Raw genomic sequence first — 25,563 nt, forward strand, 5'->3', positions numbered from 1 at the left:
TTTTCCCTTGAACATAGACAGAGCGCTAGCTAACAGCATTATTGATGAAACATTATGGTTTAAAACCAATTTGGCGGTCACATTAAGTGAGTTCCATTATTACTTAATTAAAAAAAACGGCCAAGTTAGTTGTAATTTTTCATCCTTGTGCGATGAGCATTACAGTAGGCTCTATCAACAGTTTCAAGCATTGTCGTTTCAACACAGTATTGCAGAAATTTTGCCATTAAATGACGATGGTAAAGTGTGTTGGGCATTGCCTTTTGGTAAAGAATCGAGCTTGTTTGACTGTATCATTCTGCTCGATTTACCTGAAGGAACTGAATCTCAGCATGTTAGCTCGTTGTATTTTAAGCTTTTGTATCAGTTAAAAAGTTTTCAGTTTTCCGAAGCCTCATCGCAACTTAATGCTGCCCAAGTGTGGATCCGCGACGAGATAGAGGAAATTTCACGCTTACAACAGTTGATGTTGCCAGACAAGAATATCGAACTCAGTTCTGTCAAAATGGCTTACACCTATAAAGCGATGAAAGGTGCTGGCGGCGATTATTTAGACATTGTCGATCTTGGCAAAACTCGCCCTGAAGCCCAAGGCGATATCGGAATGATTATTGCCGACGTATCGGGCCATGGCCCTGCTGCTGCTGTAGAAACGGCAATGATAGATGCTATCTTACGCACCTTTGAACCGAAAGATTTAAGCAGTAGTTCTTCTGAAGTACTTAATTATATCAATCAGCATTTCTTCACTAAAAAGCCACGCGGCAGTTTTTTAACCGCCACAGTATTACGTTATAATTTCAACGAAAAAGAACTGGTTTATGCTAATGCAGGTCATCCTCATGCCTATTTGAAAAAAGCCAACAGGCTGGTTGCCCTAGATCAAGGCGGTATTCCTATTGGGGTGCTGCGTGAGCAAAACTGGGATACTTACCGGGTCAGTGTTGATGTGGGTGATATCTTATTTGTGTATACCGATGTGGTCATCGAAACACAAAATGCTCACAAAGAATTATTTGGTTTCGATCGCTTAGAAAAAGCCATCAGCGCAGCACCCGACGAACCCGAGGCGATGCTGGAATATCTTGAGCAAAAAATGAAAAAGTTTTGTGGTTTTTCTGAATTTCAGGATGATTTGACCATGTGCGCAATCCAGTTTATTTAAGCTAATTGAGTATTAAATTATTGAGAAGAGAAGATTAGGATGACGATATCCCGTTCTAATTCAAAGGTTTAATCGTTTTTATCAAAAACTAAAAAGCCCTGAGTTAACGCTCAGGGCTTTTTTATCTCACTGGTTTGTTGGGCTATTAAGCTGTTAACGATTCAGCTGGACCGAAGAATTCATAATGAATTTGGCTTGCTGGTACACCTAAGCTGGTGGCAATGGCCAATGCTGCTTTCATAAAACCAGTAGGGCCAAGCAGATAGAATTCTACATCGCGGTCTGCTGGTAGCTGCTCTGCAATCAATGATGCGTCAATGAACCCAGTGGCATGAGGCTGGCAATGTTGTTCTGGCTGGCTGTAAACATACAAAGGCTTTATGTGGTCATGTGTTGAGGCAAGTTGATCTACATGGTGTTTAAACGCATGGACATCACTATTAATGGCCGCATGAATAAAGCGAATATCACGTCCTGAACCTGCTTCAGTATTGAGCATACTAATCGCAGGAGTAATGCCGACACCGCCAGTGAGTAAAATTAGCGGTTTGGTATTTTTGCGTAAAGTGAAATCGCCACTTGGGGCACGTAGTTTCACTTTATCACCTAGCTGAATGTTGTTATGTAAGTGATTTGATACCACACCATTAGGTTCACGCTTGACGCTAATTCTTAAATAATCTTTGCCTGTAGAGTCAGATAAGCTGTAATTACGGCGCATTGATACACCGTCGATATCATCAAATACCAAGGTCAGAAATTGCCCAGCTTCAAAGCTCGGTAACCCTTGATTATCAAATGGTTGAAAGTAGAATGAGGTAATTACTGAGCTTTCATCTACACGTTTGACTAAAATAAAGTCACGTTCGCCACGCCAGCCACCTTGTTGTTGCTCTTTCGCTGTATAAATTGATTCTTCCGCCGCAATCAATATGTTGGCTAATTGGCCGTAAGCCTTGGTCCAAGCATCAATCACTTCGTCTGTTGCAGCATCACCGAGCACGGCTTTAATAGCTTGTATTAAACAACTGCCAACAGCGTCATATTGTTCAGGTAAAATGCCTAATGCAACATGCTTTTGAACGATTTTACTGACGGCTTCGCTTAGGTTACCGAGCGCATCAATATTGGCACCATAAGCAATCACAGCGTTAGCAAGTGCTTTAGGTTGAGTACCTTTACCTTGGTTAGTTTGATTGAAATAAGGCAATACTTCAGGATGCTGTGCAAACAGTAATGGATAGAAATGGCTGGTAATGTCATTGGCGTACAGTTGTAACGCGGGAACAGTGGCCTTAATTATTTGAACAGTTGCAGTGTCTAACATTCGTGATTCCTCTTAGGGAGTAAAATAGCGATAAGCTTCAATCAATTACCTTGTATATGCAGACATTACACATAACGTGCCAATGTTTATCAAACTGATTTATAAAGGATAAATTATATAAAGGTTAATTTGACCTAGATCAATATATATGTCAAATTAACCTAAATTGGGTTAATTTGACTTGTTATGAATATTGTTCCCTTTATCGACATTGTAGAAGACTTAAATCGTGACCTGATAAAATCGGAGCGTTACTTACGGCTGATTTTAGCGATTCAGCGCGCTATCCCATGCGACGTAGTGGCCTTGTTGAAACTTAAACATGATCATTTAGTGCCAGTAGCCGTTGTAGGGCTAAAGCAGCAAGCCCTCGCCAGACAGTTTTCGATTAACCACCATCCACGCTTACAGCAAATTTTAGCTAACCCACATATTACCCGCTTTGATGCCGACTCAACGCTGCCCGATCCCTACGACGGTTTAGTCGATGATGGCAGTGAACAATTACACGTGCATGATTGCATGGGCAGTACTATTTATATCGATGGTAAAGCGTGGGGCGTTTTAACCTTAGACGCCATGAAAGCCGGTAGCTTTGATTCGCTTAACCCAACCGAAACCCGTGCTTATATTGCCGCTGTGGCCGCTGCGATTAGTACCAGTGAACATATTGAAGCGTTAGAAGTGCAAGTGGAACGTAATCATCAAGTGGCACAGTGCATGTTAGCGACAGCTGGCCCGTCGAGTATTATTGGTAACAGTGTCGCAATTACGGATTTATTGTCAGAGATAAATACCGTTGCCGCCAGCGATCTATCCGTATTAATCACTGGCGAAACGGGTGTGGGTAAAGAGCTGGTTGCCAAAAGTATTCATCAGCAATCACGTCGTAGTAAGCAACCGTTAGTGCAAATTAACTGTGCTGCATTGCCAGAAAGCATTGTTGAAAGTGAACTCTTTGGTCATGTAAAAGGCGCATATTCTGGTGCGGTTAGTGATCGCCGTGGCCGCTTTGAATTAGCCGATGGTGGTACGCTATTTTTAGACGAAGTGGGTGAGCTTCCGCTTGCCGTGCAAGCTAAGTTGTTACGTGCGTTGCAAAATGGTGAAATTCAACGTGTCGGCAGCGATAACATCATCGTAGTGGATGTCAGAATTGTTGCCGCAACTAACCGTAATTTACAGTTAGAAGTCAAAGAAGGTCGCTTTAGGGCTGACTTATATCATCGCTTGAGTGTGTATCCTTTACCTGTGCCACCATTACGCGAGCGTGGTAAAGACGTTATTTTACTAGCAGGCTATTTTTTAGAAAAAAGCCAACATCAGCTTGGCGTCGCGAAACTAAGATTGCAACAAACAGCGATTGAGCAGTTAACCCAATACCATTGGCCAGGCAATGTGCGCGAGTTAGAACACTTACTCAGCCGTGCTGCGTTAAGGGCTATTAGCGAGCAAGGGCGTCATGCCAGCATTATTAGCATTAGCCGTGTTCATCTCGGTTCCGAGTTTGTTGTGAACCATTCTGTCGCACCAGCAATAGCCGAGGTTGATATTATCAACGACAGTAATGCCGCAGCCGCATTATCGCAGGTGTTAACCCTTGGACTACGCGATTCTACCGATGAGTACCAACGACAAACAATACAAACGGTATTAGCGACGGAACGAGGTAATTTAGCCGCTGTCGCCAGAAGTTTACAGCTGGATAGAAGCAATTTAATTCGCACAATGCGTCGTTTAGGACTTGATCCAAATGCGGCATATTAATCGTAAGGTATAAACCTAAAATAGGTTGTGTGAATAGCCTGTAATCGAAAATATATTATCGATGAACAGAAATTTATTCCCACAAAAACAGGTCAATATAAGTTGGGTTAATTAGGGTCTTCTAAAGGATGGATGTTATGCAAAAACGTAATATAGGCAATATCGCATTGATCGTTGCCATCGTCTCTGTCGCGATTGCGGCTTTGATGGTGTTTGGCTCGTCGTTGGGATTGTGGGACCCAATTGTCGGCTTTATGGCCAGCCGTAATTACAATAACCTGTTGGGTTATTTAGTGGTGGTGGTTGCGGTGCTGGCATTAGGTACCAGCTTTACTATTAAGCAAGACAGTAACGCTAAAGGCAAAGGCATATTAACCTCTACAATAGCGTTATTACTGGGCTTAGCTATATTGTCGCCAAGCATTATGGCGTTGGTTATCAAGCCAGTGAAATACCCACCTATTCACGATATTACTACCAACACTCAATCACCACCGCAGTTTGAGTTTTTAACTGACAGCCGAATTGGCGCTAAAAATAGTTTGGTTTATGGCGGAGAAGAGATTGCCGCACAACAACGACAAGCCTTCCCTAATATCCAGCCTATAGCGTCAGACTTATCGGTAGAAGCGGCTTATCAAAAAGCATTAACGGTCGCTAAAACCATGGGCTGGACCATTGTAGCTCAAGACCAAAAAGCACTGCGCTTTGAAAGTACAGCTACAACGCCTTTTTTCAATTTTGCAGATGATGTCATTATCGTTGTTTCTTCGCTAGAGCAGGGCAGTCGTATTGATTTACGCAGCGTGTCGCGGATTGGCATTGGCGATGCAGGTGTGAACGCAAAACGTATTCAAGAATTTAGTCAGCGGTTCTCTGAGTCTTGAATAAATTAAGTGGTGGGTTTTAGCCAATAAAAAGGAGCATAAAATGCTCCTTTTTTGTTTACCTCTAAATGAAGCTGTGCCCAAAACGTACTCCAGTGATGGACATCTAGCGCCACAATCTAGCTCAACAATCTAGGTGCGCCATGATGTGGCCCTGTTGTCATTATTACTGCGGGGCTTATTACTCAGCTGCTCATTATTTAGGCGTCACGCAGGTAAAGTTAATCGCCTCTTCCATGTCGCCTGTGCCGCTATAGGTTGCCACTTGTGGGAAAGGACATAGTGGCCTAGTGCGTGTCTTCGACCAGTTAGCAGGCAACTCAGTATTTTCAGAACGAACAGCAGCCTTTATGCTCTCAGGTGCTTGGCCTTGCTCAACCCACTCAACAAGCGAATCAAGCATGTCAAAGCGGTCTGTTGCTAGTCCGTTACCGCAATGGTTCATACCTGGGACTAAGTATAAGCGAGCAAACTCGTCGGCTTGATTTTCATTAACGTCCTGTAACCCTTTGTACCAATTAACCGTATCGTTAGGCGAAAATACCGCGTCAGAAGTCCCATGAACGACCATCATTTTTGCACCACGATCGCGCAATATCGTCAGATCTGTTGGGTTTGGTGGTGTCATGAACTCCATGCCAGACTCGGTGTAAGTGTCATTAATGTTATAAATACGCTCAATATCGGTATCCATATCGAGACTCATCACATATTCATATGAGCCGAGTTCCGATGAATCGTACGGGGTTGGTGCGGTTGAGAATATAAATGCCAATGCGCCAGGGTCTCTCATCATTGCCATGAAAAACTCCCAGCCATAATAGTCACTGGTTCCCATACCAGCGTCATAAGGGAAGTCTGAATAAATGGCTTCATCTGTATTGCTATTATGTGGCCCAGACATAATGTTGGTCATTACTGACTTCTGCGCCGCAGTTAAACATGTGCCATCTCGGTCAGCAGAACAGGTTGGCACATCTCGAGCTAAATCAAATGCATCTTGGCAACCGTAAGTATCTTGTACCATTCCGTCGCTTGCACCATCTAATGCGTCACATTGCTGAGCGACTTTATTTGAAACGAGTGCAAACTCTTCTTGGGTGAAGCTACTTTGTAAAGAGGTGAGTACATTGTCGGCATCAACATTCACTAGGCTTGAGTATTGCTGAATACCATAAACTTGCGAAACAGCAGCTTTGGGTAGGTTGAAACCAGGATTACCCACTAAGAAACCATCATATAAATCGGCATAACGTGTAGCGGCAACCATGGTATGGCGTCCACCGTTTGAGCAACCACCAAAGTAGGAGCGGTCAGGCTGTTTTCCATAGGCTGTTTCAATCAGAGATTTGGCCATTGGTGTGAGTTCGGCAACTGCATTGTAGCCATAATCTAAACGTGCTTGAGGATCCATCCCGAATAAGGGCGCAGGTGATGCGTGTCCGGTATCGGAACTGATGACCGCAAATCCTTTGTTTAGTGCGCCAGAATCTTTGCTTTCAGAAATAAGGAAGCGACCCACCGCTTTTTGCACAGAACCATCTAAGCCGCCATTGGCTTGATAATAAAAACGGCCATTCCAGTCAGAAGGTAAACGCATTTCAAAACCAATGGCATAGTCGGCATCTCCGCCCATTCCTATGCCAGTTCTTTCGTTCATTAGCCCTTTGATTAAACAATGTGAAGGAGATGGGTAGATTTCGCCTGCGGCATATTCTACGTCACCCGCAGGGATAAGTTCTGCACTAGTGATTGTAGTATCGGCATAATTAAACTCAGTTGTTAATGTGGCACAGCTAATAATACTCGCAGGTGTTGCGGCCTCAAGCTGTGGAACCGTTTTTGTGGGTGAGTCACTGTTGCAGCCGTAAAGGGCAATACACAAAGGTGCCAAAGCTAGGGGAACCCATAGATTTTCCGTTTTCATACTAATCCTTATTGTTTATACTCAAATGGTGATACGTCAAACGTATAACATATGATTTATTAGGTAAATACTGATAAGAATTTAATGAAGAAGAGGTCTCAGTTTCGAAATTGTTGGGAAATGGATCGCAGTCGGGGTTAAAAAACAGAAATTTACGCGGTTTGTGGCGAGAATAAATAGGCTGTTAGCAATGTGATAAGGTCATTTAGCTGACTAAGTTATATTGTTCGTGGGTTAAGTCATCATGTTGAAAACCTTGGTAGGATTGTGTTTGACTGTGGATATAAAAACAGGCTCATGAATAAACATGAACCTGCATATAATCAAGACTGTATGATATAAAAAAGCTATTTTTCAGTGTCTCTATAATCTTTTTCTACAACGTTAAGTCTTAGGGTAAATGCTTGTAAGTGTTCGCGCATTTCTGCCTCTGCTTGTTGGCCGTCTTGTGCAATAACGGCTTCAATAATACCGTCATGCAGGCCCGCAGGATGGACTTTGTCATGGCTAGGTTCAAATTTTGTAGTCGCATTACTGATAACTTGTAGCAATGATTTGACGATAGCAGCTAAAAAACGATTCCCTGACATGTCAGCTAAAATATAATGCACTTTTTGACGTAAATAAACGGTATCAGGATAGTCTAATATGTGTTCTTCATTGCGTGAGGCTTCACGCAATTTTTCTGCCATTTCTGGTGTGCAGTTTTGCGCTGCTAATTTTGCGACCATAGGTTCAATTTGTAATCGTGCCTCGCAGACTTCGGCGAATGACATTTTTTCCATGATGAACAATTCCTGACACACATTAGTCAGTCGTTCAAATGTCATCAGTTTTACGAAAGCACCACCCATCGCACCTTGTTTAATTTCTACAAGGCCACTCGCTTCAAGTCCTTTAATTGCTTCTCGCACAACTGTGCGGCTTATTTGAAATAGCTCAATAAGTTCTCGTTCGGATGGTAGTTTATCGCCAGCTACATATTTACCTTCAAAAATAGCATTCTTTAGCTGGTTTCCAATTTCATCGGAAGCTTTCATGTGTTTGACAGGAGTAAAGTTAACCAAGTTCATTGTCCTACGTTTGTTCTTGCCTATATTCTATCATGCTCATACATATGCTTAATAGTTTTGCTGATGAAATATCCATGTTTCTACGCCCCTATTTATGCGTCACGATGACTTCTAAGTGTGTGACTTAACTCCGATTATTCGCTTTTCTGTTGATATTCATCCTGAATTTACGTCACCGTCGATGCGATTTGTAATGTTTTTGTTAGAAAGTCACAAAATTCATTTTTTTTGAGATCTACTCCATAGATGTAATAACTATCCCTTTATGAGTAATGTCATATGTCATACATTTAACGTATCGAATTTGGGGTTAATATTTAACCATTATCATATTAAGACTTTTCCCCACTTTCTGAGCGAGCCCTACTTTTGATGCAAGTAGAACACAGTAGCTCTATACGGTTATGAGCGGGTCCAATATCGCAGTAAATGATGTTGTATCCATTGTGACGGTGGGGGCAAAAGGAGTATGACAATGAGTAATAATGATTCAAACAAGCCGGAAGCAATCGATCAATACACCGCGAATGTCCTGCAAAATGGTATTTCACGACGTAGCTTTTTAACTCGTGCTGCAGTGGGTACTGGCGCAGTTGCATTTACCGGCCTAAGTGGCGGAATGGCTTCTGCTACAACAGATGAAGCTTGCCAAAACGCAGCTAAAAGTTCAGATGGCGGCGCAACGTTAGAGTTTATGCCTAAGCCGAAACCGATTTCTGACAGACTGATCGCATCGACACAAACGTTCGATGTGGTTGTGGTTGGTGCTGGTGCTTCTGGTGTTCCTGCTGCGTTATCTGCGGCAGAAAACGGCGCTAAAGTTGCAGTATTGCAAAAACAAGCGATTGTCGTGTCTCAAGGTAACACGGGTTCTGGTATTGATTTGGCCAACAGCGACAAGGCTGCCGTAGAAGCAATGGTAAACCGTCTTATGGGTGACAGCGCTCACCGTTGTCACCCAGAACTTGTAAGAGAATGGGCGTATAACTCTGGTGAGGCGGTTTCTTGGGTGATTGATCGTGCTAAAAAAGGTGGCGCGCAAATCGTAGACCAAGGCACAAAAGTGCAACATGGTATTCATGGTGTCACTGAACATAAACTCAACTTTGTTACCTCATTTTGTGGCCCTAAGCCATATACCACCGGTGACGGCATGCGTGATTTGGCTAAAGTGGCTGAAAAAGCGGGTGTTAAATTCTTCTTCAACATGCCTGCACAGCAACTTATCCAAGATGTATCTGGCAAAGTTATCGGTGTTATTGCCAAAGACCGTGATGGTAAGTATCACAAATACCTAGCCAAAAAAGGTGTGATTTTATCGTCTGGTGATTACCAGAATAACGAAGCGATGTGTAATTTTTTCATTCCTGATTTAAAGCATTTCGAACGCAAGCAAATGGATCGTACTGGCGATGGTTTCTCTATGGCGTACTGGGCGGGTGGCGTAATTGAACCTATTGGCCATACCAAAATGTTACACGATTTTGATGCAGGTCCTGCTTCAATGTGTGATATGCCATTCCTTGCTGTTAACCGTAAAGGTAATCGTTTCGTCAATGAAACTGTTGAAATGTCATTGATGAATAACTACCTACGTGATGCAGAAAATGCGGGTAATTACTCTCAGGTCTTCGATTCAAATTACATGACTCAAGCTAAAGACTGGCCTGGAAAACTGTACTCACCTGAAGAAATGAAAATCTATATGCCTGAAGATCCAGCGCCTAAGATCGGCGTGTATGCATCTCAGACAAATACCTACTCAGCCAATACTTTGGAAGAGCTTGCAGTAAAACTTGAATGTGACCCTAAAACCTTCGTTGCCAATATTAAGCGTTATAACGAGCTTTGCAAAACAGGTAAAGATGACGATTTTGGTAAGCCTTCAGCAAAAATGCTTCCCATTGTTAAAGCTCCTTTCTATGGCATTCATCGCCGCATGCGTATCTCAACCCTTTGTTCAGGAATGCTAGTCGATAAAAATCATCAAGCACTTGATGCTGATGGCAAAAAAATTGGTGGCTTATTCGTTATCGGTAACTTAGGTGGCGGCTTCTATGGTGGCGTTGATTACCCACTGACTGTATTCGGATTGTCACTAGGGCGTTGTTATACGTTTGGCTATTTAGCCGGTAAGTACGTGGCCAAGCTATAGGGCGTAAAGACAGTTAAATGGATGCCCGACGTTTGGCACCTTCCCCAATGAATAATGGAATAACACAATGAAGAAATTAACACTGCGCAACACCTTGCTTTGTCTTGCATTGAGCTTTTTCGCAAGTACTGCAATGGCTGACAATACTACCTTATTGGATCAAACTCATGCGGCTAAAGGACTTAAATGTGCTAGCTGCCATGGTAAAGCTGAAACGCGTGAGCCTGTGACTATGTCTAAGTGCGTGACATGCCACAACACTAAAAAGCTAGCCGCTAAAACCAAGGATGTTAAGCCAACAAACCCACATGAAAATCGCCATTTTGGCACCGAAACCGACTGCGTTAAATGTCACAACGTACACCAAAAGTCAGAAAACTACTGTGGTAGCTGCCACCTTCGTTTTGACTTTGTTGTGCCATAAGTCGGCCATTTGGCACCTTAATATCTCGACCACAAGAAAAGTTAACAATAATTAGGATGAGAAAAATGATGATGAAAACAAAACTACTGCCTTTGGTTGTTGCATGTCTCGCTGCAAGTCCAGCTTTTGCGGCTGACCCAATGGGCAATTTATTTAATGATGGTACTGTAAATGGTCAATTTCAATTATTTGACTTCCAACGTAATTTTGATGGAGATAGCACAGACAGACGCGATACCTCATTCGGTGGACTTTTTTACCTGCGCTCTGGTGAGGCTAACGGCATAAGCTTTGGCAGTTCATTTGCTTCAGCTAACCCAATTTGGGATGCAAACGATGATGGTCTGTACGGACTTGTTGGTGGAGGAGCACCAGGCTCTGTGGTAGAACGTACATCAGTTAACCGTTTACAAGAATACTTTGTTAGCGGTAATTGGTATGACACCAAAATAGTGGTTGGTGCTCAAGAGTTACGTACACCTATGATGAACCCGTTTCCATTAAGATCAATCCCGTTCACGTATCGTGGTGCCAGTATTAAAAATACCTCAATTGAGAACTTGGGCGTATCAGCACTGTATATCACTGACTACATGGGTTGGACTAACGAAGAGTTTGCTAGTGTGGCTGATGGTATCCGAGGTGAATTTGCACGTAAGGGCGTGTTCATCGATGTAGAAGACAACCCTATTTACGCTTTAGGTTTAGATTACAATCTACCGTTAGAGTCGGTAAAAGCTAAAACTAGCTTGTGGTACTACTCAATGGAAGATGTGTACAACCAGTATCATGTTAAATTAGATATGAGCGGTGAAATGGGTGCCGCCAACTGGTATTTCATTCCGTCTTATTTAAAACAAGACTCTACAGGTCTACTAGACCAAAGCGCTGCACAATTCGACACTTACCAAGCAGGCTTCCATTTAGGGATGAAATGGAACGGATTTGATGCCACATTTAAGTATGTGACCACTGGCGATGGCGACGTAGTGGCTCCATTTGGCGATGAAAAAGTGATTATTCAACAAGTGGTTCAGTCATCACGTGCTAACGAAGACGGCTACGGTGCTCAACTCGCTTATAATTTTTCACCCGACTCAGCACTAAGCGGCGTTAGCACATATCTTAACTGGGCTAGCTATGAAATTGATGGCGACTCAAGCAAAGACATCGACGAAACCGACTTTTCAGTGGTGTACGACCTGGCTAAATATGTCGACGGCCTGAGTGTACGCGCGCGTCACGCCATAGTTAACTACTCAACTGGCGACGACTTAACTGACACTCGTTTTTACGTCTATTATAAATTTGCTTTGTAATAGTGCTAAAGCACATATACCTACTCTGAAATAGAGTGACGGTTTTGATTAAGCCAGTTGGATATTCCAACTGGCTTTTTTATGTTAGTTAGCTTGCAGTATGTGTGGTTTAGTTAGTCAGCATAAAATGAAAAACGCTTTTTCCCTATGTGTCGGAATCAAATGTTTGGTTAGAATTTGGCTAGTTTTGTGGATTAATTATCTATATTGGTTGCTTATCGTTTAACTGCAGTAAGTCCCAAAGATTGCCGTATAGATCTTCAAAAACTGCCACTGTGCCGTAGTCTTGCTCTTGAGGCGGACGCACAAACTTAATCCCATCGAGTTGCATGCGGTTATAGTCGCGCCAAAAATCGTCGGTATTCAAAAAAAGAAATACCCGTCCGCCAGCTTGGTTACCAATAAAATCATACTGTTCTGGTTTAGATGCCCGAGCTAACAACAACGAGACTCCATTTGACCCCGGAGGCGACACCACAACCCAGCGTTTGTCTTGTTCTGCTTGATAGGTGTCTTCAATTAAATCAAACTTCAATTTATTGACATAAAAATCGATGGCTTCATCGTAATCATTCACCACTAGCGCGATGTGAACTATAGACTGTTTCATTATTATCCTTTGATAGCTTTGTCAATTAGCCAGTGAATGAGCGTTGTAAATTAACTAGTGAGTTAATGCAAGATTATCTGTGCCGTCGATTATGCATTAATTAACCAGAATTCGGGATAACAAACGCCTCGCAAACTGCCTTTTGCCTTGCTAACTGCGTTATTTTTTACATGAGAAGACTTGCAATAGACCAGCTATTGACGTGTTAATTCGCCTTGTTAGTAAAACAAATGACAAGTTTGAGAGCGGTTAATGGCTAAGCTTAATATCTTTATAATTCTATTCTCATCTCTACCTCTAGTTGAGGTTAATTCGATAGGTATGGAGATATTGACGCATAAAAAAAGCCACAGCAATGAACTGTGGCTTACTGATACTAGCGAGTCAGTGAATTCTAAATCGATTAGTTCTTTTTAGAATATTTTGCAGCTTCTTCACCCGCTAAGCGACCGAAGGTGATGATGTCTGAAATAGCATTACCACCTAAGCGGTTAGCACCATGAACACCGCCAGTAACCTCACCAGCACCATACAAGCCAGGGATAACCTGCTTCTTAGCATTCATGACTTCAGCTTTAGTGTCGATCATCACGCCACCCATAGTGTGGTGAACACCAGGTGTAACTTCAATTGCATAGTAGTTACCTTCGTTAAGTGCGCGCGGTAGGTTTGGACGCTCAAAATCAGTGTCTTTACCGCTACTCACTAAGCTGTTGTAACGCGCGACAGTTTCAGTAAGTGCTTTGCCGTCAATACCTTCCATTTTACCTAATTTAACTAGGCTATCTGCCGTTGGTGCAACACCTAAACCAATGTACTTATCAATTTTTGACAGTGACTTACGCACAGAATCATCAAAAATCAAATAAGCTGATTTACCGGTTTGCGCTAAGATAGCGGCAGATGCTTTATCACGAGTAGTAATTTCGTTAACGAAACGCTTACCTTCACGGTTAACCAAAATCGCACCATTACCACGTACCGCTTCAGTGACCATTACGCCACCTTTTACAGATAGTGTTGGGTGAGCTTGGATATACTGCATGTCTTTCAATGCGCCACCCGCATTTTCAGCTACATCCAGTCCATCACCTACTGCACCAGGTTGGTTAGTAGAGATAAAGCCTTTTAGTGAAGGATCAAGTTTAGCGACACGCTCGTTATTTTTAGCGAAACCACCCGTTGCTAAGATTACCGCATCGGCTTTCACCCAGTAGTAACCTTTGTACATACCCTTAACCAGAATACCTTTAACAGTGCCTTTATCATCTTTAAGCACTTCAATGCCGCGAGTGTTCATGCGTAAGTCGATATTGCGTTTAACTGCATTATCATAAAGTACTTGAACAACATGAGCACCAACACCAGCACCACCAGTTGGACGATGCGCACGATTAACAGATGCGCCACCCATCATGCCAACATCAGTTAAATCGGCACCCATAGCGGTCATCCAATCAACAGAGTCTTTAGAGTGTGAGCTTAATACTTTAACTAATGCAGGGTCATTTATGTTTTGGCCACCTTTCATGGTGTCTTCGAACATTAACTCTGGGCTGTCAGTAATTTTTTTGGCTTTTTGTTGATCAGTCCAAGCAGCGTTCATGCCACCCGCAGCTAACTTAGCATTACCGCCAATAACAGGCTCTTTTTCAATAAGAATGACTTTAGCACCACTGTCTGTTGCTGATATTGCCGCTGAGAAACCTGCGCCGCCAGAACCGACAACCACTACGTCAACAGTATCGTGAGGTGCGCTAGCAAGAGCAGCCTGACGTTCTGATTTATCTTTGGCCAGTTCAGCAATAGTAGGCTCGTCACGTTGCCATTTTTTAGCATAAGGCATGTTGAAATCGAAGCTATGGCAAGAGTCACAATACACCATCGATTTTTCGTGTGCGCTGTGGCATGAGGTACAAGCTACTTCGCCTGGGAAGTGGGAAGCATGCGCATTATAGTGTTCATGTTTTGTCGTTTCAGCGACTTCCTCTAGTGTGCCATGGCAAGATACACATTGTGTATTTTCATAAGTTAAGCTGTCATTTGACAGTTCACCGTCTGGTGTATGGCAACTATCACACTCTTGGTTTTGTACATGGAATTCAGCTAAGTTATCAGCCGCAACAGCATTGCCCATTAGGCCTGCTGTGCCCATTAATGTAGCAATACAGACTGCAAGATTCATCTTTTTCATTTTTGCTCCCCCTTCTATACGTAATGACGGTTTATTCATTAACTATAGAAGCCTCTTATTGTTTTAGTTAGGCTGAAGTGAAACTGACTTCACTTCACTTTAAAAATACGGTCCAAATTAGCATCGAGTTGATCAGCTATTATTTTCGCTCAATGTAATCTTTGCCTAAGGGGGCGCAATCAACAACCAGATAACCAGAATAGAGGGCAGAAATGACAACTCAATCACAAGCCTAAAAATGCGCTATGCAAACATGCATAGTTATAAAGAGGTATATGCAATTTTGCATAGTATATGTGGAGATAGATCACATCGAGTTAACATCATAAGAAAACGTACATAATGATTTGCTAATTCGGGTAATGCTGCACAGTTTCAAGTGGAAAAAATGGGTAATATCGCGGCATGAAAACTCTATTGTTATTACTTATCATCATCACTATGCCGGTGCTCGCACAAGACAGCATTGTCTTTGGCGTACACTCAAAAACAGCGCCATTAGAGTGGCGTAATAACGGCGTTGACCAAGGCTTTAATATCGAGTTGATGGATAGAATTGGCCAGCTGACCAATAAGCGCATTATTGTACGTCGAAAGAGTTTTCAACAATTGGTAAAAGATGTTCACGATCCTGACAGTGATATCGATGTGATTGCTGTGGTTAGCCCGGTGAACATGGATCGTAAGTTAGCGCAATCTGATCCTATATATGCAACCCACGCTAAAGCTTATACCTTGCAGGGTAAGGCGTTAATAAACAATTGGGCAGATCTTGTTGGTAAGCGGGTTGCTATTAAAAATGGTGCCTTTGTTGATGTGTTTTTATCTGACCATCTGCAAAATTTCGACCGCGTGGATGTTGATTTGTATGAAACCGGTTTTCAATTACTGATAAAAAACCAAGTCGACGTGGTTATTGCCGAGAGTTTTGTTGCGCGGCGTTTACTTCCGCTATATCCATCGGTGCGAAGTTCCAGTGATGCGTTAATTTACGGGGCATTTAATTTTGTCGCGAATGAGACAAAAACTGAACTGATGTACCAAATTAACGAGGCGCTTAGGCAGTTAAAATTATCGGGTGAATACGACAAACTGGTTAATAAATGGTTTGGCACCGGGCGTGAAAAAGTTGATTTAACCTCTTCCGAAAAGCGCATGTTTGCCCTCGCAATTTTAGTAGCGATTATGTCTGCTATTGGGATGATTTTCACCGGGTTTATAAGCGCTAGTTTACGCCGCCATACTAAAGCACTCGATGCCGAATTAATTCAACGAAAGCGGATTGAAGTTGAAATATCTGAATTGTCACAACAGTTCCAATCTGTTCTCGACGGGCTTCCTAATGGCGTGACCATAGTAAACCAGGAACTCCAGCATTTATGGAGTAACGATAACAATATTCACCTGTTAGATTCAGATGAATTTTACTATGTCGACAACAATGTTTTTAAGCTTAAAGCCGCAGTATTGGAGGTGTTGTCGACTCAAAAGTCGTTTACTGCCGATATGCGGTATCAGCAACAATTTTGGCAATTACAAATTCATCCCATTGCCAACAATCAGGTGGTGATTCTACTTGAAGAATCAACCGAGCAGCATCGATTACGCCAAGCTAATGAAGAAGCCAGTCGTTTAGCTTCATTGGGAGAGTTGTCTGCGGGAATTGCCCATGAAATTAATAATCCAACCGGCCTTATTGTACATGCTGTATCACTATTTACCGCAGCCATGAAAGATTTAACCCCAGCAGCAAGGCATTATCAGAAACAAAATCCTTTCTGGTTAATTGCAGGGCTAAACCCAGACATTGCTATTGAAGAGTTACAGTATAGTTGTGGCTCTATAGAAGAGGGTGCTAAACGTATCAGTCGAATTGTTAATGACCTAAAGCGTTACGCCATGCCGCATATTGCCGACCAATATACCCGAGTGAGCTTAAATGATGTGGTTCAAGTGGCCCAGCGTCTCACCGCGAATCAAACAAAATCTCACCAGATCAGCACCATGCTATGTGACCCTAGCCCTTGCATTACAGGCGATGCTCAACAGTTACATCAGGTGTTAATTAACCTCATTCAAAATGCGTGTAATGCTTGCTCAGCTCAGCCTGGGATAATAGTGATAGACACACATGCTGCAAACAACATGGCCATACTCAGTATCAAAGACAATGGCTGTGGGATGGACAGCGCCACATTAAAACGTATTACCGAACCCTTTTTCACCACTAGGCGCAACGAAGGTGGTAGCGGCTTAGGGTTATCGGTGTGCAGTAAAATAATTAAAGAACATCAAGGCGAAATGCAGATTCAGTCTACCTTAGGCAAATGCACGCAAATTCGACTTATTTTTGCATTAGCACAACAGGATTAGCCCATGAAACTAGCCAGAAATATTCTGTTAATCGACGACGAAGCTGCATGGTTACGAACACTCGCGATAACCCTGAACCGCCTAGTTCCAGAAGCTGAAATTGACACTTGTGTCGACAGTCGCCAGGTGAGTAGTCGCTTACAGGTTGGCGACTATGCGCTAGTGTTAGTCGATCTCACTATGCCATTTCACTCTGGTGAAGAATTATTAGCGATGATCCGCAGCGATTTCCCTAACACTCGAGTCATTATAGTGACTGGGGTAAATGAGGTTGATACTGCAGTTCGTTGTATTAAGAATGGTGCTTATGACTACTTTATTAAAACAGACAATGTCGATGAACTTGCACGAACAGTTCGCCGTGCACTTGAAGTGGTCGGACTTGAAAGAAACTACCTTTATATCAAAGAGAAATTTTTAAGCCGAACCTTAGATAACCCGCAAGCATTCAATAACATGTTAACTTGCGAGCCACAGCTATTAGATCAGTTTCGTTATCTTGAAGCCGTATCATGTAGCCCTGAGCCCTTGTTAATTTATGGCGCTAGCGGAACTGGTAAAAGCGAGTTCGCTAAATCTTGCCATGCACTTTATAGCCCAAATGAACCCTTCGTTAGCATTAATCTTGCGGGTATTAGTTGTGAGTCATTTGAGCAAAAAATGTGTGGTCAACTGTATCATCACAATAATGGCGAGCTAGAAGCAGTTGCAGGTTTATTGCATCAAGTGGGCAGTGGAGTACTCTATCTTAATGAAATTGGCACGCTACCATTGGATGCCCAAATTAAGCTATTAGCGCTGTTAGAAAGCAAACAATATTACCCTTTAGGTAGCGACACCGCCTATCCGGTAAAATGTAAGTTTGTGGTATCAACTCAAGATGATTTACTCAAACTTCATCAAGCAGGTAAGTTTAGGAGCGATCTACTCTACCGTTTACGGGCACATAAAATTAAATTACCGCCATTAGCTGAAAGGCAGTTAGATATTGCTATGTTGATCAATCATTTCATCGCCCTAGCCGCAACAGAAATGAATTTACCAGCGCCGATTCAACCTGCAGATTTAGCCTCTAGACTAGCCAGTTATGATTTCCCCGGTAATCTACACGAGCTCAAAGGCATGGTATTTGATGCCGTTAGTCGCAGTGATGGCATAGCGCTTAACACCTCTGCTTTTATGGAAGCCATTAATGAGCACAAGTCATTAACGGCAGCGCCGCAAGACCGAATTATCTTTCCTAAACAACTGCCTACCATTGCCCAAATGAACCAAGCGCTTTTAGATGAAGCCATGAGCCGAACAGCTAATAATCAAACAGCGGCAGCACAAATATTGGGTATTAGTCAAAGTGCATTAAGCAGGCGGTTGAAAGGGGTAGCGACGCTGGAACCATCTGTCGATTTTACAGTTCCACATACAGACTAACATAATGATTGAACGTTTTATTAAGAGTAAACTCGATGGTTGACAGAGTATTTAATGCCCATAGGTTACTGCTGTGACAGTCAAGGAAATTACTTATTTATAGGTCACAATTATACGGATATCTAGTTTTACACATTTAAATCTTTACTATTGATTATTAAAGTTAATCATATTTTTAACTTTAAATTTTAGCATATTATTTGATTTACATCCTTGTGCATCTTCTCGACCTAAAGGGCACGGGGACAGTTCAGTAAATAATGCAGTATTAACACTAAATAAGCCTTTGTTTTTTGTTAACAAGCCTTTTTTCTTTAAGCTTCCAAGCATTAAATCTAATTTTATTACACTAATATGTAATATGTCTGCAATTTCTTCTCTAGTTAGTTTTATATTAATAGTAAGCCATTGTGATGAAAATGCTGTTTTAAAAACGACTAAAGTATCAAATAGGAATTTAATTAGTTTATCTTCTGGAGATGATGTCAATAAGAAAATGGCAAGCGCTGTTTGTCTTTCGGTAAAATAGTTAGCATCAAACATAAATCGAGTAAAAAGATTAATGTTATTTTTCATCAAATTTCTAATCAATGATTTTTCAATAATCGTTATTTCACTTTCTCGGGCTACTTTAATATTTTTGCAACAAGTACAATTATTTTCTAAAAGTAAATGATAATCAGTCAATCTATTTTTAACGATAACATTAACAAATTTTGGTTTGGTAAAGTTATTAGTTCTTTTTATATAGAATAACAATCCAGAATTTAAGTAAATGAAATTGTTGAGTAAAATGCTTTTAGGTATTACTTCACCTTTTTTTAAGGTTATTTTTTTTCCATTGCCTTTAATAAAGTCAATCAGATCTTCTGATACTTTATCTGGAAAGAATATAGTGGATTTCTCTTTCATTTCAGCACTTAAAGACATAACTAGAGCCATATTAATATACCTTAAATGTTAATTTTTATTAAATAATCCACAAGCTGGATATTCGATATTATAAACCCAAACTGTATTTAAGTGTTTTCATCTCAATGCATATTTATGTTATGAGACATTCGTCGCATATTTTTGCTTGTTGTGATGGGTCGTGTATTTTTGGTTTTGTTTTACTTTCTGTTAAGTCAGTCACATGTTATTTACGATTGTTTATACCTATATGTAGGTATTCTGCTGTTTGATTTGGTTAAATAGATTCATGGATTTTTAGATGTTAATAAATAATAAAATTGTGTTTCCGAGTTGTTAAATAGTTTCGTGGGAATATGAAAATAAAAAATAAGTTTATGATTTTATGTTTTGAAATAGATATAGAAGCTTCCTTAAAAGTAATTATTTACGGGTAATGAAATGAAAGTAAAAAACTCAGATTTAAAGAGGTATATAACAATGAGATCTCTCTATCAACTAGCCATACTCATTGGTTGCGGATTATTAGTCATGCAAAGTTCTCACGCGCTACCTTGGGACGACTTAACAGCAGACAAATTAGAAGTAACGCTACAACAAAAGTTTGAAGAGGGAAAATACTCCCCCAAAGGAGCTGACTCTTGTCTTATGTGTCATAAAAAAAATGAAAAGGTGATGGATTTATTTAAGGGAACTCACGGAAAGGTCATTTCAGAGGCATCTCCAATGGCGGGCTTACAGTGTGAGGCATGTCATGGCCCACAAGGTAATCATAATCGCGGTGGTAAAGAGCCGATGATAGCTTTTGGTAAAGACAGCAAGCTATCTGCTCCAGCCCAAAATACTGTTTGCCAAGGTTGTCATAATGACCCTAAACAAATGGCGTGGCATACCAGCACTCATAACTTAGAAGAAATTGCTTGTAGTGATTGCCATACCATTCATACAGCGAAAGACCCCGCACTAGATAAATTGAGTGTGAATAACACATGTACCTCATGTCATACCCAACAAAAAGCGGATATGAACAAGCGCTCATCGCATCCAATGAAGTGGGATCAAATGACCTGTATTGATTGTCATTCTCCTCATGGCTCAATGAGCGAAAGCGCACTCAATAAACCAACGGTAAATGACACTTGTTATAGCTGTCATGCTGAAAAACGTGGACCTTTCTTATGGGAGCATGCGCCAGTCACAGAGAACTGCATCTCTTGTCATAACCCTCATGGCAGTGTGAATGACAATATGCTTGATAGTCGCGCTCCACAATTATGTCAGCAATGTCATGCCAATGACGGTCATGCTAGCCGTGTTGTCCCAGAACCTGGTATTGATTCATTTGGTGGCGGCAAAAGTTGTTTGAATTGTCATAGCAAAATTCATGGTTCTAATCATCCTGCTGGCAGTTTGCTACAACGTTAATGGAGAGCAAGTTTATGTCATTTAAATTGAATCTGATCACCATATCCATGATAGCCATGTCATCACCTGTTATGGCTGCTAATTTTGCAGTTGGTAACGCAAACATGGATTCGGTGAATACAAAAAATTATGAGTGTAATCGTTGTATAAGTTCTGCGGGGTACCAAGGTGAGGTAACGCTTGCTGCGGGTTATAACGATATTAATGATATCCATGCGGCTAATGCTTTAGGTAGTGATAATAATGGCGGCATTGCCGCTGTGAGCGGAGATATAAAATACCAAGCAGAGTCAGGCTATGAAGCTAAGATTCAAGCTTATCAGTTAGGTATGGATAATGGTTTTGCTCATCTATCTGGCGGTCAAGCTGGCTTGTATGAATTTAACTTAGATATTGATTCTATCAAAACCTATCAAGCTGGCGATGTTCAAAGTTCGCTTTGGCATAACAACGGTATGTTGACGCCTAGTGACAGTCTTAATGAATTTGACCTAAATCAACAACGTGAAAAAGTCGGTTTAGGGTTTGAATTTGATCAAGATTTCTATGGTGTATTTGTTAAATATAGCCAAGAAGATAAAACGGGTTACAAGTCTAGTAGTCTCGTATCACCCAGCCCAATAAATTTTGGTTTACCGACAGATTCTACCACTCAACAATTGGATGCTGGCATCCACTTGTCGGGTGATAACTGGTTAACTGAACTGAGCTACTTTGGCAGCTATTATGAAAACAACATCGACAATCTAAGCCTTCCATACGTTAATGACGTGTATTCGGCGACACCAGATAATCAAGCTCATCAAGTGTCGTTATCAGGTCAATATCAGCTCCACCGCACTGTGATGAATGGACGTATTGTCGCAGGACGTATGATCCAAGATGAAGATCTTATCCAAATGGCGGGTAATCCACTGCAAAATTGGGACGGTCAAATCGATACGCTAGATGGTCGTTTCGCTCTGACCTCAATGATAACTAATCGATTACGTTTAGGTGGCAGTATTGATTACACCAAGCGAGATAATCAAAGCTCTACCGCCGAGTTTGCTCAATATAACTTTAATAGTTTAACCGGCGCTTTTAGACAAAATACCCCTCGTGATTTGGAACGTAATACTTATAAAGTCAACGCAAGCTATCGCATCGCCAGCGGTTATCGCTTGCAAGCTGGTTATGATCGCAAAGACGTTGATCGTACTTTTAGTGACAGAGAACAAACCAATGACGATAACTTATGGATGAAGTTCAATGTTCGCGCATTAGATAACATTAACGTTAATCTTAAAGTTGAGCATGCCAATCGCAGTGGATCTGAGTATGAAGCAAGCGACCTAACCTCATCTGAAAACAACAGCTTATTGCGTAAATACTACTTAGCAGATCGTGACCGCAATGCACTCGAATTCAAGATTGTGCATAACCCAACTGATTGGATGAATCTAGGTATCACAACTCGTTATGCCAAAGACGAATATGACGATACTAAAATTGGATTAACTGAATCAGAAGATTACGGATATGACGTTAATGTAAATATTCAATTTAATCAGTATATAGATGGTTATGTGTTTGGGAGTCAGCAATGGATTAACTCTAATCAAGCAGGCAGTCAAAGCTTTAGTTCATCTGATTGGCAAGACGATATTGAAGATGAATTTATCAATATAGGTACGGGTTTAAGCTACAGCGGTTTAATGCAAGACCGTCTGATAGTAGGGATCGATTATCTATTCAGTAATTCCATTAGTGACACCCTAGTTCACAGCTACGTTGGCTCTACAGATACGCGTAGCACTTACGGCGATTATTATTCATATAGTCACAGTGCCAGCATGTATGCAGATTATGCCCTAAGTGAGCAAATGGCACTTAAATTAACTTACCGCTATGAACGCTATTTCGATACTGATGCAGCCAACGTAGGGGTCAATGATATTGCAGGGATGATTACCTTGGGTGATATCAATCATAACTACAACGCACACCAGGTGATGTTGGCGTTTACCTACAAATTGCGCTAAGACGCATCGTTCATGCTACGAGAGGATATATCTATGGAACGTAGAAGTTTTTTAAAAGCAAGTGCCGCACTGAGCTGTGTTGCAACTGTTACTGGTTGTAACACAAGTTCTGATGATGCCAATGTCATACCTCCGACACCGCCAGTCAGTGATGAAACCATTACTTGGTCTGCGTGTTTAGTTAACTGTGGTTCAAATTGTCCTGTTAAGGTATTTAGCAGCGATGGGATTATCACGCGTGTTGAAGCTGATAACGAAACGACTGACGAATATGGTGTTAATCATCAAATTCGCGCTTGTGCACGTGGCCGCTCTTTACGTCAACGTACTTATGCAGCTGATCGTCTAAAAACGCCGATGAAACGTGTTGGCAAACGTGGTGAAGGAAAGTTTGTTCCCATCAGTTGGGATGAAGCCGCATCTACGATTGCTAGTGAAATACAACGTATTGCGAATGAATACACTAATAAGTCTATATTAAAGATATATGGCACTGGCGCTTACTATGGATTCTCAAGCTCTAGTTGTTTTAATCGTGTATTAAATCTTAATGGTGGTTTCCTGAATATTTATGGTAACTATTCATGGGCTCAACAAACTGAAGCTGCAGCAGCAACTGGGTTTAGTAGTACTTCTGGTTCTAACTTACTTGCATTAAATGATAGTGATTTATTTATTGGCTTAGGCTACAACCCAAGTGAAATGCGTCAATCTGGGTCTGGTGAAGGCTATGACTTCTTAAATGCATTGCAAAAGAACAACGGTTTAGAAGTGATCATGATTGATCCACGTTATACCGATTCAATGGCAGGAAAAGAAGATAATTGGTTCCCGATTCGTCCAGGTACTGATGCTGCGTTATGTGAAGGTATTGCCTATGAAATGATTAATTCAGGCTGGGTAGATATCAATTCTAAAAACTTCTTAGATAAATTCTGTGTTGGTTACGACAAAGAATCTCTAATTAATTTAAAAGCTGAATTTGAAGCCTCTGAAGATCCGGATAAAACAGCATATGTCCCATACATTAATCCTAATGAGAATTACAAAGACTATATTCTAGGTGAGGGTTTGTTTGTTTCAACAGGCCCTAAAACCCCGAGTTGGGCGGCTAAAATCTGTGGTATTTCTGAAGCACATATTAAGTCAATTGCCACAAAACTAATGAATGCGCGTGCACCATTTATTGTTGCTGGTGCGGGTATAAACCGGCATGCGAATGGCGAACAAGCTATGCGTTCTTGCTACATGTTATCTTTCTTAACGGGTAAGGTTGGTCAGCCAGGTGTCAGTAATGGTGCACTTCCAAGCCAAGGAAGTCTCAGCCGAAGCGGAATGTCTGGATTATCTAATCCAATCAAAGAATCTATTTCTTGCTTCACTTTTCCTGATGCAATAGAACGTGGTCATGAAATGACGACACGAAAAGATGGGATCAGAGGAACCGCTGATTTAGATACGCCATTGGGTGCTGATACAAAAGCGCTTTTCGTTATCAATTCTAATGCACTAATTAATCAACATTCTGATTCTAATGGTATTGCTAAAATCCTAGAAGATGATACTAAATGCGAACTTATCGTTGTATGTGATTGCTGGATGACATCATCAGCCAAGTTTGCAGACATTTTACTTCCAGATACCTCTTGGTTAGAGTCAAACGATCTAGTTAATGATAGTTATGCTTCAGGCATCATGGGGTATTTAGTTGCGATGAAAGCAGCTGTTGAACCGTTATGGGAATGCAAATCTATGTACGATATGTGTGCACTGATTGCCGACAAAATGGGTAAACTTGGTGAATATACAGAAGGCAAAGATGAAGCTGGTTGGTTAACTGAACTTTACGAAAAAACTCGTACAAATAGTAATAATGCCAATGCAATTCCTCCACTTCCAAATACATATGAAGAAGCGCAAACACAGGGTGTATTCCGTGCATTTGACGGTAAAACTGTCGTTGCGTTAGAAGGATATGTGAATGGAACTGATACGCTCAATACTCCATCCGGAAAAATCGAAATATTCTCACTTGAGTTAGCTCAAAAAGGTACTGACTGGGAGTTTGATAGCACAGTTAAAGGTGATTACATTACGAGCATACCTATGTACCAAGCAACTTGGGAAGGTTATGAAGACAGTGAGACTTCTGAAGATTATCCATTCCAGTTAGTGGGTTATCATACAAAAGGCCGAACTCATTCTAGTTATCATAATGTTCCTTGGTTACGTGAAGCTGTGGAAGATGCCGTCTGGATGAATCCTACAGATGCCTATAAAAAAGGGCTGACCCAAGGATCAAAAGCACTTATTTGGAGTCAACGCGGTACTATCGAACTTCCCGTCAGAGTCACACCACGTGTGGCACCTGGTGTGTTAGCTCTTGGTCAAGGTGCTTGGTATAACCCAGATCCGACGGGCAGAGTAGGACCATCAGGGCATATTATCGACATTGGTGGATGCATTAATACACTGACCCGTTACCAACCTAGCCCTTTGGCAAAAGGTAATCCACAGCATACAAATCGCGTACAAATTGCTAGCGCTTGATGG

17 protein-coding genes are annotated in these 25,563 nt (G+C 41.4%); 11 read left to right on the top strand and 6 right to left on the bottom strand.

From position 1 onward, the window contains the following. Positions 1-7 precede the first annotated feature (7 nt). Positions 8-1,165, top strand: a complete 1,158-nt coding sequence (locus H5181_RS04295; protein ID WP_059747785.1) for a PP2C family protein-serine/threonine phosphatase — start codon at positions 8-10, stop codon at positions 1,163-1,165. Positions 1,166-1,310: 145 nt separating this feature from the next. Here H5181_RS04295 and hmpA read toward each other — a convergent pair whose 3' ends face one another. Then, entirely contained in the window at positions 1,311-2,492 is a 1,182-nt protein-coding gene (hmpA, locus tag H5181_RS04300) for an NO-inducible flavohemoprotein (protein WP_182750316.1), read from the bottom strand. A 186-nt stretch (positions 2,493-2,678) separates the two neighbouring features. Here hmpA and norR point away from each other — a divergent pair, with 186 nt between their 5' ends. Next, positions 2,679-4,259: a nitric oxide reductase transcriptional regulator NorR gene (gene norR, locus H5181_RS04305; RefSeq protein WP_182750317.1), complete on the top strand. Its 1,581-nt coding sequence runs from the start codon at positions 2,679-2,681 to the stop codon at positions 4,257-4,259. A gap of 137 nt (positions 4,260-4,396) precedes the next feature. Beyond that, positions 4,397-5,146 (top strand): DUF1499 domain-containing protein, encoded by a 750-nt coding sequence (locus H5181_RS04310; protein WP_259396939.1) that lies wholly within the window; start codon positions 4,397-4,399, stop codon positions 5,144-5,146. A gap of 196 nt (positions 5,147-5,342) precedes the next feature. Here the strand turns inward: H5181_RS04310 and H5181_RS04315 are convergent, their stop codons facing one another. Together H5181_RS04315 and H5181_RS04320 are read right to left on the bottom strand one after the other, a co-directional pair. After that, positions 5,343-7,073, bottom strand: a complete 1,731-nt coding sequence (locus H5181_RS04315) for a tannase/feruloyl esterase family alpha/beta hydrolase (protein ID WP_182750319.1) — start codon at positions 7,071-7,073, stop codon at positions 5,343-5,345. Positions 7,074-7,420: 347 nt separating this feature from the next. Continuing rightward, positions 7,421-8,146 carry a FadR/GntR family transcriptional regulator gene (locus H5181_RS04320; protein ID WP_011639110.1) on the bottom strand — a complete coding sequence of 242 codons (726 nt, stop codon included), beginning with the start codon at positions 8,144-8,146 and terminating at the stop codon, positions 7,421-7,423. 475 nt (positions 8,147-8,621) lie between these two features. On the opposite strand from H5181_RS04320, the gene H5181_RS04325 reads away from it, so the two are divergent. From H5181_RS04325 to H5181_RS04335, 3 genes are all read left to right on the top strand, one after another. Continuing rightward, complete coding sequence (locus tag H5181_RS04325) at positions 8,622-10,301, top strand: FAD-binding protein (protein WP_182750320.1); 1,680 nt, start codon at positions 8,622-8,624, stop codon at positions 10,299-10,301. Positions 10,302-10,368: 67 nt separating this feature from the next. Next, positions 10,369-10,725, top strand: coding sequence for a cytochrome c3 family protein (locus tag H5181_RS04330; protein ID WP_011639108.1), 357 nt, complete (start codon positions 10,369-10,371; stop codon positions 10,723-10,725). Positions 10,726-10,790: 65 nt separating this feature from the next. Next, positions 10,791-12,044, top strand: coding sequence for an OprD family outer membrane porin (locus H5181_RS04335; protein ID WP_182750321.1), 1,254 nt, complete (start codon positions 10,791-10,793; stop codon positions 12,042-12,044). A gap of 202 nt (positions 12,045-12,246) precedes the next feature. On the opposite strand, the gene H5181_RS04340 is transcribed toward H5181_RS04335, so the two are convergent. Both H5181_RS04340 and H5181_RS04345 read right to left on the bottom strand, forming a co-directional pair. Next, positions 12,247-12,654 (bottom strand): VOC family protein, encoded by a 408-nt coding sequence (locus H5181_RS04340; RefSeq protein WP_182750322.1) that lies wholly within the window; start codon positions 12,652-12,654, stop codon positions 12,247-12,249. 403 nt (positions 12,655-13,057) lie between these two features. Then, on the bottom strand, positions 13,058-14,848 hold the full coding sequence (locus tag H5181_RS04345; RefSeq protein WP_182750323.1) for a flavocytochrome c: 1,791 nt from the start codon (positions 14,846-14,848) through the stop codon (positions 13,058-13,060). Between the two features lie 405 nt (positions 14,849-15,253). Between H5181_RS04345 and H5181_RS04350 the strand changes: the two genes are divergently transcribed. Further along, entirely contained in the window at positions 15,254-17,221 is a 1,968-nt protein-coding gene (locus tag H5181_RS04350) for an ATP-binding protein (protein WP_182750324.1), read from the top strand. Positions 17,222-17,224: 3 nt separating this feature from the next. Further along, positions 17,225-18,649, top strand: a complete 1,425-nt coding sequence (locus H5181_RS04355) for a sigma-54 dependent transcriptional regulator (protein WP_182750325.1) — start codon at positions 17,225-17,227, stop codon at positions 18,647-18,649. Positions 18,650-18,796: 147 nt separating this feature from the next. On the opposite strand, the gene H5181_RS04360 is transcribed toward H5181_RS04355, so the two are convergent. Then, positions 18,797-19,591, bottom strand: a complete 795-nt coding sequence (locus tag H5181_RS04360) for a Crp/Fnr family transcriptional regulator (protein ID WP_182750326.1) — start codon at positions 19,589-19,591, stop codon at positions 18,797-18,799. Between the two features lie 501 nt (positions 19,592-20,092). Here H5181_RS04360 and H5181_RS04365 point away from each other — a divergent pair. Genes H5181_RS04365 through H5181_RS04375 form a run of 3 tightly spaced genes read left to right on the top strand, consistent with a single transcriptional unit; the run spans position 20,093 to position 25,560 of the window. Then, positions 20,093-20,986 carry a DmsE family decaheme c-type cytochrome gene (locus H5181_RS04365; RefSeq protein ID WP_182750416.1) on the top strand — a complete coding sequence of 298 codons (894 nt, stop codon included), beginning with the start codon at positions 20,093-20,095 and terminating at the stop codon, positions 20,984-20,986. Between the two features lie 14 nt (positions 20,987-21,000). After that, complete coding sequence (locus H5181_RS04370; protein ID WP_182750327.1) at positions 21,001-23,010, top strand: MtrB/PioB family decaheme-associated outer membrane protein; 2,010 nt, start codon at positions 21,001-21,003, stop codon at positions 23,008-23,010. Between the two features lie 33 nt (positions 23,011-23,043). Then, positions 23,044-25,560, top strand: a complete 2,517-nt coding sequence (locus H5181_RS04375) for a DMSO/selenate family reductase complex A subunit (RefSeq protein WP_182750328.1) — start codon at positions 23,044-23,046, stop codon at positions 25,558-25,560. Positions 25,561-25,563 lie beyond the last annotated feature (3 nt).

It is taken from the genome of Shewanella sp. SG44-2 (assembly GCF_014164215.1).
Classification (GTDB): domain Bacteria; phylum Pseudomonadota; class Gammaproteobacteria; order Enterobacterales; family Shewanellaceae; genus Shewanella; species Shewanella frigidimarina.